General features: G+C 69.4%; 13 protein-coding genes. 6 read left to right on the top strand and 7 right to left on the bottom strand.

Annotated features, from left to right (window positions below; all coding sequences use genetic code 11):
* Positions 1 to 15: 15 nt before the first annotated feature.
* Genes DIE11_RS05105 through DIE11_RS05125 form a run of 5 tightly spaced genes read right to left on the bottom strand, consistent with a single transcriptional unit; the run spans position 16 to position 4,284 of the window.
* A complete protein-coding gene (locus tag DIE11_RS05105) occupies positions 16 to 426 on the bottom strand; it encodes a biopolymer transporter ExbD (protein ID WP_009694203.1) in 411 nt (136 codons plus the stop codon).
* Complete coding sequence (locus tag DIE11_RS05110; protein ID WP_124621971.1) at positions 426 to 1,142, bottom strand: MotA/TolQ/ExbB proton channel family protein; 717 nt, start codon at positions 1,140 to 1,142, stop codon at positions 426 to 428. Before DIE11_RS05110 ends, DIE11_RS05105 begins: the two co-directional genes overlap by 1 nt.
* A gap of 41 nt (positions 1,143 to 1,183) precedes the next feature.
* On the bottom strand, positions 1,184 to 1,981 hold the full coding sequence (locus DIE11_RS05115; protein ID WP_124621973.1) for an energy transducer TonB: 798 nt from the start codon (positions 1,979 to 1,981) through the stop codon (positions 1,184 to 1,186).
* Positions 1,982 to 2,014: 33 nt separating this feature from the next.
* Positions 2,015 to 3,061: an ABC transporter substrate-binding protein gene (locus tag DIE11_RS05120; protein WP_124621975.1), complete on the bottom strand. Its 1,047-nt coding sequence runs from the start codon at positions 3,059 to 3,061 to the stop codon at positions 2,015 to 2,017.
* A 50-nt stretch (positions 3,062 to 3,111) separates the two neighbouring features.
* On the bottom strand, positions 3,112 to 4,284 hold the full coding sequence (locus DIE11_RS05125) for an LLM class flavin-dependent oxidoreductase (protein ID WP_124621977.1): 1,173 nt from the start codon (positions 4,282 to 4,284) through the stop codon (positions 3,112 to 3,114).
* 455 nt (positions 4,285 to 4,739) lie between these two features.
* On the opposite strand from DIE11_RS05125, the gene DIE11_RS05130 reads away from it, so the two are divergent.
* The 4 genes from DIE11_RS05130 to DIE11_RS05145 are packed head-to-tail and all read left to right on the top strand — an operon-like array spanning position 4,740 to position 8,575.
* Positions 4,740 to 5,816, top strand: coding sequence for an ABC transporter substrate-binding protein (locus DIE11_RS05130; RefSeq protein WP_124621979.1), 1,077 nt, complete (start codon positions 4,740 to 4,742; stop codon positions 5,814 to 5,816).
* Between the two features lie 32 nt (positions 5,817 to 5,848).
* Positions 5,849 to 6,955: a PhnD/SsuA/transferrin family substrate-binding protein gene (locus tag DIE11_RS05135; RefSeq protein WP_124621981.1), complete on the top strand. Its 1,107-nt coding sequence runs from the start codon at positions 5,849 to 5,851 to the stop codon at positions 6,953 to 6,955.
* A complete protein-coding gene (locus tag DIE11_RS05140) occupies positions 6,955 to 7,770 on the top strand; it encodes an ABC transporter permease (RefSeq protein ID WP_124621983.1) in 816 nt (271 codons plus the stop codon). Before DIE11_RS05135 ends, DIE11_RS05140 begins: the two co-directional genes overlap by 1 nt.
* Positions 7,771 to 7,786: 16 nt before the next feature.
* Positions 7,787 to 8,575 (top strand): ABC transporter permease, encoded by a 789-nt coding sequence (locus DIE11_RS05145; protein ID WP_124621985.1) that lies wholly within the window; start codon positions 7,787 to 7,789, stop codon positions 8,573 to 8,575.
* Here the strand turns inward: DIE11_RS05145 and DIE11_RS05150 are convergent.
* Both DIE11_RS05150 and DIE11_RS05155 read right to left on the bottom strand, forming a co-directional pair.
* Complete coding sequence (locus tag DIE11_RS05150) at positions 8,566 to 9,684, bottom strand: sigma-54-dependent Fis family transcriptional regulator (protein ID WP_124621987.1); 1,119 nt, start codon at positions 9,682 to 9,684, stop codon at positions 8,566 to 8,568. The two genes, DIE11_RS05145 and DIE11_RS05150, sit on opposite strands and share 10 nt — an antisense overlap.
* Positions 9,685 to 9,804: 120 nt before the next feature.
* Positions 9,805 to 10,485, bottom strand: a complete 681-nt coding sequence (locus DIE11_RS05155; protein WP_124621989.1) for a class II aldolase/adducin family protein — start codon at positions 10,483 to 10,485, stop codon at positions 9,805 to 9,807.
* A 388-nt stretch (positions 10,486 to 10,873) separates the two neighbouring features.
* On the opposite strand from DIE11_RS05155, the gene DIE11_RS05160 reads away from it, so the two are divergent.
* Together DIE11_RS05160 and DIE11_RS05165 are read left to right on the top strand one after the other, a co-directional pair.
* Positions 10,874 to 12,157 (top strand): alpha/beta fold hydrolase, encoded by a 1,284-nt coding sequence (locus DIE11_RS05160; RefSeq protein WP_124621991.1) that lies wholly within the window; start codon positions 10,874 to 10,876, stop codon positions 12,155 to 12,157.
* Between the two features lie 142 nt (positions 12,158 to 12,299).
* Positions 12,300 to 12,590 carry a co-chaperone GroES gene (locus DIE11_RS05165; protein WP_011356207.1) on the top strand — a complete coding sequence of 97 codons (291 nt, stop codon included), beginning with the start codon at positions 12,300 to 12,302 and terminating at the stop codon, positions 12,588 to 12,590.
* The last annotated feature ends 5 nt before the right edge of the window (positions 12,591 to 12,595 follow it).

Below are 12,595 nucleotides of genomic sequence, written 5' to 3' on the forward strand. Positions count from 1 at the left end.
GTCGTGAACCGCGCGTCAGCCGCGCGGCGCGGTGAGCACCGACAGCCGCGTGATGCCCGCATGCTCGATCGCGGCCATCAGCTTCGCGACCGTGCCGTACGGCACATGTTCGTCGGCCTGCAGGTCGAGCGCGACATCGGGCCGGCCGGCCTTCAGCGCAGCCAGCTCGGCCGGCACCGCAGCCAGTGCGACCGCACGCTTGTCGAGATACACGACGCCCTTGTCGTCGACGCTCACGGTCACGTTCGGCTTGCGATCGGCCGGCGCCGTGGCGACGGTGTTCGGCAGATTCACGTGCACCGCGTTGTTGAGCAGCGGCGCCGTGACGATGAATGCGACGAGCAGCACGAGCATCACGTCGACGAGCGGCGTGATGTTGATTTCGCTGAGCACGTCGTCGTTGTCGGAGGAAGAAGAGAAAGCCATTACGCGAACGCCTCCTGACGGGTGTCGTCGGCACGACGTGCCGGTGCGGGCGCGGCGGCTGCGGCCGGCACGCGGAAGCCGGCTTTCTGCGCGAGCGTGACGAAATCGGTGGCGAACGCATCGAGATCGGCCGACGCGGCCTTCACGCGACGCACGAAGAAGTTGTACGCGAGCACGGCCGGCACGGCGACCGCGATGCCGATCCCGGTTGCGACGAGCGCCTCGCCGATCGGCCCGGCCACGACGTCGATGCTGGCCGACGCGCTGTGCGTGATCGCGGTCAGCGCGTGGATGATGCCGAACACGGTGCCGAACAGGCCGACGAACGGCGCGGTACTGCCGATCGACGCGAGCACCGCCAGCCCCGCCTCCTCGCGCCGGCGCGCGTTGTGGATCTGCTGCCGGAGATGACGTTCGAGCAGGTCGTGGCGGCTCCAGCTGTGTTCGAGATCGTGCGCGCTACTCTCGTCGGCGCGCCGCAGCGCGTCGAAGCCCGTCGCGGCGAGTTCGCCCACCGGGCTGTTCGCGGCGTCGAGCGCGGCGGCCTCGTGAAAGCTGTTGGCCGCCCAGAACGCGCTGACGTAACGCCGGTTGCGCGCGCTCGCCCGCAGGCTCTGGATCGCCTTCACGACGATCAGCGTCCACGTGACGACGGAGAAGAGGACGAGCAGCCAGAGCGCGCCCTGGACGATGAAGGTGGTCGGGATACCATTCATGATGTGAGTTCCTTGAAGAATGTGGCGGGCCACCCGGCGGGTCAGCCCAGCTTGAAATCGATCGGCACGTTGACCCAGCCGTCGACTGCTTCGTCGCCGCGCTTCGCGGGCACGAACGTCCAGCGCTTCACCGCGGCCACCGCCGCGTTGTCGAGCATGCGGCGGCCGCTGCTCGTGCGGACCTCGACGGAATCCGGCGTGCCGTTCGCGAGCACGCGCACGCGCAGCACGACGCGCCCTTCCCAGCCCTGGTCCTGCGCGAACGCCGGATAGTCGGGCGCCGGGTTGCGCAGGTAGGCCGCGTCGCCGATCGGTGCGGTTTCGCGCACGGGTGCGGCTTGCGCGGCCGGTGCGGCTGGCGCCGCGATGGCCGGTGCCGCCGTCGCGGGGGCCGCCTCGCGCGTTGTTTGCGGCGCGGCGGTCAGTGCAGGCGCCGCATGCGCGACGGCCGCACGCGGCTTCGGCGGGGTCGGCACCTGCTTCAGCGGCTTCGGCGGCACCACCGGTGGCAGCTGATGCACGGCCTGCGGCAACGGTTCGGGCGGCCGCGTCAGTTCGACCGTCATCGGCAGCGGCCGCGGCGGCTGCACCGGCGGCGCGGCAGGTGCGCGCGCGGCCAGCAGCGCGACACCCGCATGCAGTGCCGTGACGGCGAGCGCAATCCCACCCGTGACGCGCCACGCGCCCGGCTTCGCCGTTCGCGCATCCGGCCGTGCCGAAGGCGAAGCGGACGGCGGACGCACCACCGCAGCCTCCCTGCCCGTACCCGCGCGCGGCGCAGTACGCGCCGCGTGTCGGCGTGCCGGTGGCAAGCCGTATTCGATCGTCAGACCTGTCATGCTCGACTCCTTGCAATGACGCGCCGCGGCGCGCTACGCGACCCACGCATGCCGTTGCCGATCGATGCGCGTGAACGGCGCCGGGTCGATCCAGGCGCGCGCATCGAAATCCTGTTCGAGAAAGCCCCACTCGACCAGGAAGTCCTTGAACGCGACCAGCCCGTCGATGGACGTCTGCGCGAGCCCCGTCTCCAGATGGCGGTGCACATCGGCACCGTACGCATAGCGCACCCACTCGTCGGATGCGCGCGTCTCGCGGCCGATATAGGCGACCGTCTCCGCCGGATGGCGCGCGGCCCAGTCGCCCGCCCCCACCACCACCGACAGGAAGCGGCTCACGAGATCGGGACGCGCGTCGATCAGCGCACGATCGACGGTCAGCGTGCGCGGCGTGCCGTTGCCGATCCGCACGAGCGGATCGGGGTGCGCGCCGAGATCGATGACGACCTGCGCGTCGATCAGATGCACGGTTTCGAGCCCTTCGACACCTTTCACGAACACCGCGTCGACCTCGCCGCGCACGAGCGCCGCGACCTCGAGCCCGTACTCGTGCGGGCCGCGCGTGAACGAAGCGGGCCCGGTGCGACGTTCGCGTTCGTCCGGCAGGTCGACCCATTCGGCGTCGCCGTGCCCGAGCCCTTCCAGTTCGAGCGCACTCAGGAAGCCTTTCAGCGCGGCCGCCCGCCAGAAGTCGATGCTGATCGGATGGCGCGGCAGCCCGAGCCGCCGGCCGCGCAGATCGCGCACAGAGCGGATGCCGCGATCGGGCAGCGTGACGATCGCCTGGAATTCGTTGGTCCACGACAGGCCGATCACGCGCGTATCGGCGCCGCGTGCCCGCGCCCACAGCGCGGGAATGTTGCCGCCCTGCCGGAACGAGTGCGGCAGGCTGTGATCGAAATGCGATTCGCGCTTGCCGGCGTCGGCCGTCTCCTGCAGCGAATGCAGCGCGATGCCGTCAGGCCCGAACTCCTCGTCGAACCAGCCGCGGTGCACGGCGATGCCGAGCGCGGTCGGCACCGGGCAGCGCGTGTACCAGAGTGCGTCGCAGGCCGTGACCTGCGCAGCGAGTGTCGTCATGGTGAATATCCTTGTCGATGTCGTTGGATGGCGCGGGAATGCCGTCGCGTTCATGCGCCGGCCACGCGCAGCGCCGCCTGCGTACCGCGCGCGTTCAGCGCGCCGTCGACGAGCGGCAGCACTTCCTCGCCCACGCGATACGCCTCCTCGAGATGCGGGTTGCTCGCGAGAATGAACGTCGAGACGCCGATGTCGACGTATTCCGCGAGCCGCTCGGCCACCTGCTCGTGGCTGCCGACGATCACGCAACCGGGGCCGCCGCGGATCTGCGACATCCCGGCCCAAAGGTTCGGGCCGACGATCAGGTCGTCGAAGTGCTGCGTGTTGCCCTGGTGCAGCGCGAACTGGCGTTTCGCGCCGACCGACTCCGACGATTCGCCGCGCCCGCCGAAGCCGTTGCGGGTCACGTCGCCCACCGTCGCGAACATCTGCCGCAACTCGGCCCACGCCTGCGCCTCGGTCTCGCGCGCCAGGATGTCGATGCGCATGCCGAAGCGCAGGTCACGCTCGGCGTTCTGCCGATCGAGCGCGCGACGCGCCGCATCGATCACCTCCTTCTGTTTTGCGAGCGGCTCGCCCCAGCTCAGATGCACGTCGCCGTGCTTCGCTGCGACCGCGAGCGCAGCGTCGCTCGCGCCTGCCAGGTAGATGCGCGGCGGCTTCTGGCCGCTCAGCGGCGGCAGCAGGCCACCGGCTTCGACGCGGTAGAAGCGGCCGTCGAACGTGAACGGCTCGCCGGCCGCGACGCCCTTCACGACATCGAGGAATTCGTCGGTGCGCGCATAGCGGCTGTCGTGATCGATGAAGTCGCCGTATGCACGCTGGTCGGGGCCGCCGCCGCCCGTGACGACATTCCACTCGACGCGGCCGCGGCTGATCCGCTGCAGGCTCGCGGCCATCTGCGCCGCGTAGACCGGATGCACGAAATGCGGCTGCAGCGCGATCAGGAGCCGCAGCCGGCGCGTCTCGCGCGCCAGCGCGGCCGCCACGACCCATGGCTCCTCGGTGAAGCGAAAGATTGGAATCAGTGCGCCGTGGAAGCCGGCGATATCGGCCGCGCGCGCGACCTGCGACAGATAGTCGATGTAGCCGAAATCGTCATCGTCGACTTTGGGCGCGACACGCGATGCGCGCTGGCGGTTCCATTCGCCGCGCGTATGCAGGTCGTGTGCGCGCCGGCCGTCGCCATGCATCGGCAGGCGCCACAGAAATTCAACAGCCATCGGAGTTCTCCTGGTCGGGCCATTCGGATTGCGTGCGGCATCGGCGTGCCGCGCGTGTGCTGCGCTGTAAAGCACGCGGTGTGCCAACGCGCGCTCAAGAGCACGTGCGTGGCCACCGGCGAACCTGCGCAGTGCCTTGCACACCGGCCATCAGCGGCAATTGGATCGCACCCGCTCGCGATTGCCCAGGCCGTCACGACGCGCACGTATCGCACTGCTGCACCGACCACACCGCTGCTGCGCGCGCAACAGTGGCCGACGCGACTGTTGCTGGCGCAACAGGCCATGCATCGGCGCAAGCACCGCGCCTCCCGCGCGATGCCCGCGTCGCGTGCGGCCGCGTCGCTTCCGTTCACTGGCCCGGAACTTGCAACGTTGACCGGCCCGCGCGTGCGACACCGACACCGTGCGCAACCGCGCTTCAACCATGCTCAAGCAGAGAGGGAATCTCACCCATGACAGACAGGCCCGATTCGTCATCGGACAAGCAGCAGACGTTCTGGTACGCCCGATCGCCCGTGCCGACCCCGCTCGGCATCGCCGTGCATCTCGGCTGGCTCAACGGCGAGACGTCGGCCGACGGCGTCGCGATCCGCTCGCCGCGCGGCGCCACACGGCACGACGTGTCGTCGATCAGCGATCAAACGCTCGCGCAGTCGTTTCGCCAGGGCGGCAGCATCCCCGCGATGTGGGCACGCTCGAACGGCGCGAATACGCGCGTGATCGGGCTGTCGTGGGTCGACGAATCGCAGTTGATCCTCGCGCGGCCCGAGTCGGGCATCCGCTCCGTGAAGGCGTTGCGCGGGCGCCGCATCGCGATCCCGAGCCGCCCCGACGACCGCATCGACATCTTTCGTGCGTCGGCACTGCGCGGCTTCGTCAATGCGCTGAGCCTCGACGGGCTGGCCATACGCGACGTCGAACTCGTCGACGTGCGCGCCCGCACGCTGCAGGCCGTCGGACCGGCACACGCGGCGGACCTGTTCGCGTCACCGCACGGCTTTTCGAGCCGCGCGCTGTACGCGGCCGAAGCCGGCGCGCTGCTGCGCGGCGAGGTCGACGCGATCTACGTGAAGGGCTCGACCGGCCTCGAGATCGCACAGCTGATCGGCGCGCACGTCGTGATCGACATCGGCTTTCATCCGGAGCGCGCGATCCGCAACAACAACGGCACGCCCCGCCCACTGACCGTCAACGCGGACGTGCTCGCGAATCATCCGGACATCGTCGCCGGTTTCCTGAAGCTCGTGGTCGCAGCCGGCGACTGGGCCGGCACGCATCCCGACGAGACCGCGCATTACGTTGCCGGCGAAACCGCGTCGTCGATCGACTGGGTCCGCGCCGCGTACGGCAACCAGCTGCACCGGCATCTCGGGGTCAACCTCGACGACGAATCAGTCGCCGCGCTCGACGACTTCAAGACCTTTCTGCACGACCACGGCTTTCTGGAAGCCGACTTCGACGTCGCCGACTGGATCGACCCGCGCCCCCTCGCCGACGTGCTGCGGCCATCGCTGCAGAAGCGTGCGTGAGTCCCCTTTTCCGCCTACCGTTCCGGACCATCATGAAACACACGCTCTCCCTCGCGTCGCTGCGCCGCCCGCTGCGCGCATTGTTCGCCGCGCTGCCGTTCGCCGCGGCATCGCTCGCCGCACCGGCCGCGCATGCGGACGATGCGCCCAAGGTCGTGCGGATCGCCGTCGTCGCCTATTCGAGCGGCGGCAAGACGCAATACGCGGGTGCGTCGGCACTGATCGACGCCGACAAGTCGCTCGAGAAGGCGCTCGCCGCGCGGCACGTGAAGCTGCAATGGGTGCCTGTATCGACCGCGGCGGTCGGCACGCTCGTGAACGAGGCATTCACGAACGGCAGCATCGATTTCGCCGGCTACGGCGACCTGCCGTCGGTCGTCGTCAACGCATCGGGCACCCGCACGCGCCTGATCGTCCCGGGCGGTGTCGGCAGCAACACGTATCTCGTCGTGCCGGCCGGCTCGACCGCGAAGTCGATCGTCGATCTGAAAGGCAAGCGCATCGCGCTCAATCGCGGCCGGCCGTGGGAAGTCACGTTCAGCAAGCTGCTCGCCCAGAACGGGCTGAAGCTGTCCGACTTCAAGATCTACAACCTCGACCCGCAGGCCGGTGCGGCAGCCGTCGCGGCCGGCCGCGTCGATGGCTTCTTCACGCTGTCCGACGCGTATTCGCTCGTCGACAAGAACGTCGGCAAGATCATCTGGTCGACCAAGACCGCGCCCGACGACTGGAAGATGCGCGCGGAACTGTGGGCGTCCGACGATTTCGTGCGGCGCTACCCCGACGTCACGCAGCTCGTCGCGACGGCCTACGTGCGCGCCGCGCACTGGATCTCGCAGCCGCAGAACCGCGACGCGTACGTGAAGATCCTGAGCGCGTCCGGCCAGCCGGAAAGCGTCGTGCGCCGCGAATACGCGGATGAGGCGACACCCTGGAAGGAGCAATGGACGCCGCTCTTCACGCCCGCGCTGACCGGCCACTACCGCGACGTCGTCGCGTACAGCCGCCAGGCCGGCCTGACGTCCACGCCGGTCGACGTCAACACGCTGCTCGCGCCGACGTTCGTGTCGACCGCGCTCAAGCAGCTCGGGCTCGACGGCTACTGGCGCACCGACGCGGCGCGCGTCGCGAGCCGCTGATGCCGACGCATGCCCTCGCGTCGAACGGCGCACGCGCGCTCCGCCTGCCCGGACTCGCTCGGCTCGGCGGAATCGCGCTGTGGTGGGCCACGCCCGTCGCGTTCGTCGCGCTATGGTGGCTCGCGAGCGCGCAGCGCTGGTTCCCGCCGCAGCTCGTCGTGCCGCCGGATCGGCTCGCGGCAACGCTGCGCACGCTACTCGACACCGGCGAACTGCGCGACAACCTGCTGATCACGCTGCATCGCCTCGCGCTCGGCTTTGCGATCGGTGCGACCAGCGGTGCCGCGTTCGGCATCCTGCTCGCGCGCAGCCGGCTGTTCGCCGATTACCTGCGGCCGACGTTCGACCTGCTGCGGCAGGTGCCGACGCTCACGCTGATTCCGCTGCTGATCCTGCTGATCGGCGTCGACGAACCGCTGAAGCTCGTCGTCGTCGCCAAGGCCGTATTTTTTCCGGTCGCGCTGGCCGCGTACACGGGCGTGCACGACGCGCCGCGCGATCTCGTCGAGATGGCGCGCCACTACGGGCTGGGCCGCTTCGCCCTGCTGCGCGACGTGCTGCTGCCGGCCGCGTTGCCGCCACTGCTGACTGGCGTGCGGATCGCGCTCGCGCGCGCCTGGCTCGCGCTCGTCGCGGTCGAGCTGCTCAGCGCCGACAGCGGGATCGGCCAGATGATGGAACTGGCGCGGCAGATGCTGCGCCTCGACGTCGTGCTGATCGACGTCGCGGTGATCGGGCTGATCGGCTTCGCGATCGACCGGTCGATCGCGCTCGTGCAACGCTACGCATTGCGCTGGCAGACGCCCGCGCGCTGAACGAACAGGTTTCCGAATGACCCTCGCCAAGCCCCCCTTCTCGTTCGCCGCGATGCGCCGCCGTGCGCGTGGCCTCGTCGTGCCGGCCGTGCTGGTCGCCGCATGGCAATACGCGTCGTCCGGCGACGCGGCCCATCAATACGCGTTCGTGCCGTTGCAGCAGGTTGGCGCCGCGCTCGTCGAACTCGCACGCAGCGGCGAACTCGCAACCGATCTCGGCGCGAGCCTGCGCCGCACGACGCTCGGCCTGGCGGCCGGCATCGTGTTCGGGCTCGTGTTCGGCGCGGCGATGGCGCGCTCGACGCTCGCGCGCAAGCTCGGCGAGCCGGCGTTCCAGGCGCTGCGCTACGTGCCGCTGCTGGGGCTGATTCCGCTGCTGAGCTTGTGGGCTGGCACCGGAGAATTCGCGAAGGTGTTCATCATCGCACTCGCCGCGTTCTACCCGATGACCACCGCCAGCTTCGACGGGCTGCGCCGCGTCGATCCGCGCTATGTCGAACTCGCGCAGTCGTATCGCCTGACGCGCGCCGGCCTGTGGCGCGACGTGCTGATCCCGGGCGCGCTGCCCGACCTGTTCGCGGGCGTGCTGCAGGCCGTGCCGTTTGCGTGGATCACGGCAACCAGCAGCGAGCTGCTGTTCAACGCGGGTGCGGGCGTCGGCGGCCTGATGCAGAACGCGCAGGCCGGCGCGCGCGCCGACGTGTTGCTGGTCTGCGTGCTGGGCGTGACGGCGCTCGCCGTCGGCATGAGTGCGCTATGCGAGCGGATCGCACAGCGCGCGCTGCGCTGGCGCGATCACGCCTGACGGCGCAGCCGCGCGTCGGCGTCGCCCGCGTCGCGCGGCTTCAGGATGCCGAGCTGCGCGAGCCGCGCGCGCACGATGTTGCGCGACTGGTCGAGCAGGCGCGACATGCGCAGCTGGTTGTGGTCGCTGTAGTCGAACACGCTGCGGTAGACGGTGTCCTCGATGTGCTGCCACAGCGCCGGCGTGCCGAGATCCAGCAGCTCGATCACCGCGTGGCGCAGCGCATCGGTGGCCTCGGCCACGTCGCGCGCACGGCGCGGCGGTGCCGCCGCCGTGATGCGCGGGTCGCCGGCATCGGGCGCGAGTGACAGCGCGGAAAACTGCAGGTCGCTCACGTCGATCACGCCGCCCGCGCAGATCAGCACCGCGTGGTGGATCACGTTCTCGAGTTCGCGGATGTTGCCGGGCCATGCATGCGCATGCAACCGGGCGCGCGCGGCGTCCGTCAGCGTCGGCGCGGCCACGCGCAGCCGCTTCGCATAGGTGTCGATGAAGTGCTCGATCAGTGGCGCGATGTCGCCGGGCCGCTCGCGCAGCGGCAACAGGCTCAGCTTGACGACGTTGAGCCGGTAGTACAGATCCTCGCGGAAATTGCCCGCGCGCACCGCGGCTTCGAGATTCACGTTGGTCGCCGCGACGAGCCGCACGTCGATCTTCACGGTCTTGCGCGAGCCGACCGGCGTCACTTCGCGCTCCTGCAGCACGCGCAGCAGCTTCACCTGCGCGGATAGCGGCAGATCGCCCACCTCGTCGAGAAACAGCGTGCCGCGATTCGCCGATTCGAACCAGCCGGGCTGGCTGTTGATCGCGCCGGTAAACGCACCGCGCTCGTGGCCGAACAGTTCGCTCTCGATCAGCGTCTCGGAGAACGCGCCGCAGTTGACCGCGACGAACGGGCCGTCATGGCGCTCGCTCAGCGAATGCACGAGGCGCGCGATCAGCTCCTTGCCGGTGCCGCTCTCGCCGGTGACGAGCACGGTCGCGTCGCTTGGCGCGACCAGCTGGATGCGCTCGAGCAGCACCCGCGATTTGGGATCGTCGAACGTAAGCGCCTTCGCACGAATCGTGATCGCATGCGAAGTCGGGTCCGGCAAGCTGAAGATGGCCATGGCACGACCGGCGGGTTGAACGGGGAAGATTCGACGATAGCAAGGCGCGCGCCGGCCACGAACCAATTCATCGAGCTATCGGTATGACGGCGGCCGGATTGCGCCGGCCGCCGCGCGGCGTCACGCGAGCCCGGTCATCTTCCATTGCTGCTCGAGCGCGCCCGGGCCGAATTCGAGCGAGCCGCCGAGCGGTTCCGCGAGCGCCTGGAAATACGCGGCTTCCTCGAGGATCAGGATGTACTTCGACACATCAAGGATCGATTTTCCCCAGAACGTTGCGCCGCCATTCGCCTCGATGATCGCCGGTACCTCGCGGTCACGGCGGATCGTGTCGACGATGAAGCGCGGCTCGCCGGGACGGCGATCGACATACACCGGAATCTCGCGGGCGCGTGTGTAGCGCGCGGCCGGCGCATAGCGGATCGGTAGCGGGCGATGCGCGCTCGCCCAGGCGCCGAGGTACGGGCCGTGCACGTGGATCACGACGCCGACTTCCGGCACCTCGCGGAACACGTCCGCATAGCGCGGCCCGTTGCCGCCCGCGCGCGCGTCGCCGTGCAGCACGTCGCCGTCGAACGTCACGACGACCGGCTGGATCTCCCGCGACGAGGCCCACGGGCTCGGCGCCGACAGCGCGACAATGAGTTCCGTGCCCGGCACGCGCTGGAACGCCTGGAACGTGTTGGTCGCGGACAGCGTGCGCGTGTCCTTCAGCACGCGTTCGGCCTGCGTGAATTCGCGCGTGGCGCGCTCGACGAATGCCACGAGTTCGCCGCTGTCGATGGTTGAGGTGACGGACATGAGGACGGTTTCCTTGATCGGGTGAACGGATGGGCTCGCATCGCGATGTCGTAACGCCGCGACACACGGCCACCGGATCAGCAGCAATCGTGCCAGCCAGGCATGCATGTGTCGAAGGCCCGCGCCACGGTGCGCGTGCGCCACGCACGATGCGCGCCGTCAGAACCACGCGTGCGCCTCTGTTGCGGGAGCAACAGCCTGCCGGCCCGGATTGCTGCCCGACACGCAGCCGCTGAAAGCGTGCGCGGCACGCCGTACGACACGGCGGCCCGTCTTGCCACGCGCCACGCGCCCAACGGCTGCGCTGGTTCGAAACTTGCGTTGTGGTCGGCCCGCGCCGCGCAACGTGCAGCGCGTCCGATCCGAACTCTCCGACCTCCATCCGACCATGACGCTCCTCCCCCTGCGCGGATACGCCGCGCGCACGCTGCTGGCTTCGGCGCTCGCCGTCTCGTCCCTCCTCTCACATGCGGCTTCGCCGGGCCGCGTTCCTGCACCCGATCCATTGCAGGGCGACGGTCGCGTGTCCGCGTTCTACACGTGGGACCGCGACATTCCGGCGACGCCCGGCGTGCTGCTGCGCACCGAGCCGCTTCCAGCGACGCTCGGGCTCGCGAGCGCCGGGCGCCAGCTGCGCATCCTCTATGCATCGACCGACGGCGTCGGCGGCCGCACGCCGATCGCCGTGTCGGGTGCGCTGTTCGTGCCGCGCGGCACGCCGCCGGCGGGCGGCTGGCCGATCGTCGCGTGGGCGCACGGCACGTTCGGGATGGCCGACATCTGCGCGCCTTCGTGGTACGGCCGCTCGTATCGCGACGTGCGCTACCTGAACGCATGGCTTCAACAAGGGTTCGCGGTCGTCGCGACCGACTATCAGGGGCTCGGCACGCCCGGCCCGAATCCGCAGCTCAACAACCGCTCGAACAGCTACACGCTGCTCGACAGCGTGCGCGCGGTGCTCGGCGGGGTGCCGGGCCTCGCGAACCAGGTCGTGCTCGTCGGCCAGTCGCAGGGCGGCTCGGCCGTGTTCGCGGCGGCCGGCTACGCGAGCGCCTACGCGCCCGAACTCGCGATCCGCGCGACCGTTGCCACCGGCACGATCTACAACGCGTCTCCCGCCACGCTCGCGTCGCTGCCGAAGTTCGAGAGCGCGTACCGGCGCGATCCCGATCGCGTCGATCCGACGCTCGCGTACCAGTTCTACTCGGTGCTGTCCGCGCAGCAGATCGATCCGTCGCTGCGCGCGGACGAGGTGCTGACCGACCAGGCATTGCCGATTCTCGAACAGTCGCGCATCAGTTGCCTCGCATCGCTCGAGGACGACGCCGCGCTCGCGCACCTCACGCACGCGAACACCGTGAAGCCCGGCGGCGATGCACGGCTGAAGGCGTGGTGGGACGAATACCTGACGTACCCGACGCTGAAGATCGCCACGCCCGTCTTCATCGGTGCGGGCGCGGACGACGGGCTCGCGCCGCTCGAACTCGCGCTCGCGAAGGACGCGTGCGCGGCGGGCACGACGGTCGAGGCGCACCTGTATGCGGGCCGCGAACACAACGGCACCGTGAACGCGTCGCTCGCCGATTCGATTCCGTTCGTGAAGCGCGTGCTCGCAGGCGAGACGATCCGCCCGATCTGCACGCCCTCCGCGCAGCAAGCCGTGTCGCAATAGCCGGCGCCACACGCTTTGCACGACGGCGCGAATGCATTTCCGAATCCGTTATTGGATCGCGGCGCCGTGCATTTTTATACTCGTCAGCACTCTCTTCTAAAGAGTGCCAGCCAATCTTGACAGAACAGCACAGGACGAACCAATGAGCCTACGCCCCTTGCACGACCGCGTGATCGTGAAGCGACTCGACCAGGAAACCACCACCGCATCGGGCATCGTGATCCCCGATAGCGCCGCGGAAAAGCCCGACCAGGGTGAAGTGATCGCCGTCGGCCCCGGCCGCAAGGATGCGGACGGCCAGCGCATCGTGCCCGACCTGCAGGTCGGCGAGCGCGTGCTGTTCGGCAAGTACGCGGGCCAGGCCGTCAAGGTGGACGGCAACGAGTTTCTCGTACTGCGCGAAGAAGACATCGTCGCCGTCGTCAATCAATAACGGAG

The organism is Burkholderia sp. Bp9012 (genome assembly GCF_003853825.1).
GTDB classification, from domain to species: domain Bacteria; phylum Pseudomonadota; class Gammaproteobacteria; order Burkholderiales; family Burkholderiaceae; genus Burkholderia; species Burkholderia diffusa.

What these genes read in the sequence shown, in the direction of transcription:
- DIE11_RS05165 (WP_011356207.1), top strand. Translation starts at nt 12,300, where the DNA reads ATGAGCCTACGCCCCTTGCACGACCGCGTGATCGTGAAGCGACTCGAC.
- DIE11_RS05120 (WP_124621975.1), bottom strand. Translation starts at nt 3,061, where the DNA reads ATGACGACACTCGCTGCGCAGGTCACGGCCTGCGACGCACTCTGGTAC.
- DIE11_RS05155 (WP_124621989.1), bottom strand. Translation starts at nt 10,485, where the DNA reads ATGTCCGTCACCTCAACCATCGACAGCGGCGAACTCGTGGCATTCGTC.
- DIE11_RS05130 (WP_124621979.1), top strand. Translation starts at nt 4,740, where the DNA reads ATGACAGACAGGCCCGATTCGTCATCGGACAAGCAGCAGACGTTCTGG.
- DIE11_RS05125 (WP_124621977.1), bottom strand. Translation starts at nt 4,284, where the DNA reads ATGGCTGTTGAATTTCTGTGGCGCCTGCCGATGCATGGCGACGGCCGG.
- DIE11_RS05145 (WP_124621985.1), top strand. Translation starts at nt 7,787, where the DNA reads ATGACCCTCGCCAAGCCCCCCTTCTCGTTCGCCGCGATGCGCCGCCGT.
- DIE11_RS05110 (WP_124621971.1), bottom strand. Translation starts at nt 1,142, where the DNA reads ATGAATGGTATCCCGACCACCTTCATCGTCCAGGGCGCGCTCTGGCTG.
- DIE11_RS05160 (WP_124621991.1), top strand. Translation starts at nt 10,874, where the DNA reads ATGACGCTCCTCCCCCTGCGCGGATACGCCGCGCGCACGCTGCTGGCT.
- DIE11_RS05140 (WP_124621983.1), top strand. Translation starts at nt 6,955, where the DNA reads ATGCCGACGCATGCCCTCGCGTCGAACGGCGCACGCGCGCTCCGCCTG.
- DIE11_RS05150 (WP_124621987.1), bottom strand. Translation starts at nt 9,684, where the DNA reads ATGGCCATCTTCAGCTTGCCGGACCCGACTTCGCATGCGATCACGATT.
- DIE11_RS05115 (WP_124621973.1), bottom strand. Translation starts at nt 1,981, where the DNA reads ATGACAGGTCTGACGATCGAATACGGCTTGCCACCGGCACGCCGACAC.
- DIE11_RS05135 (WP_124621981.1), top strand. Translation starts at nt 5,849, where the DNA reads ATGAAACACACGCTCTCCCTCGCGTCGCTGCGCCGCCCGCTGCGCGCA.
- DIE11_RS05105 (WP_009694203.1), bottom strand. Translation starts at nt 426, where the DNA reads ATGGCTTTCTCTTCTTCCTCCGACAACGACGACGTGCTCAGCGAAATC.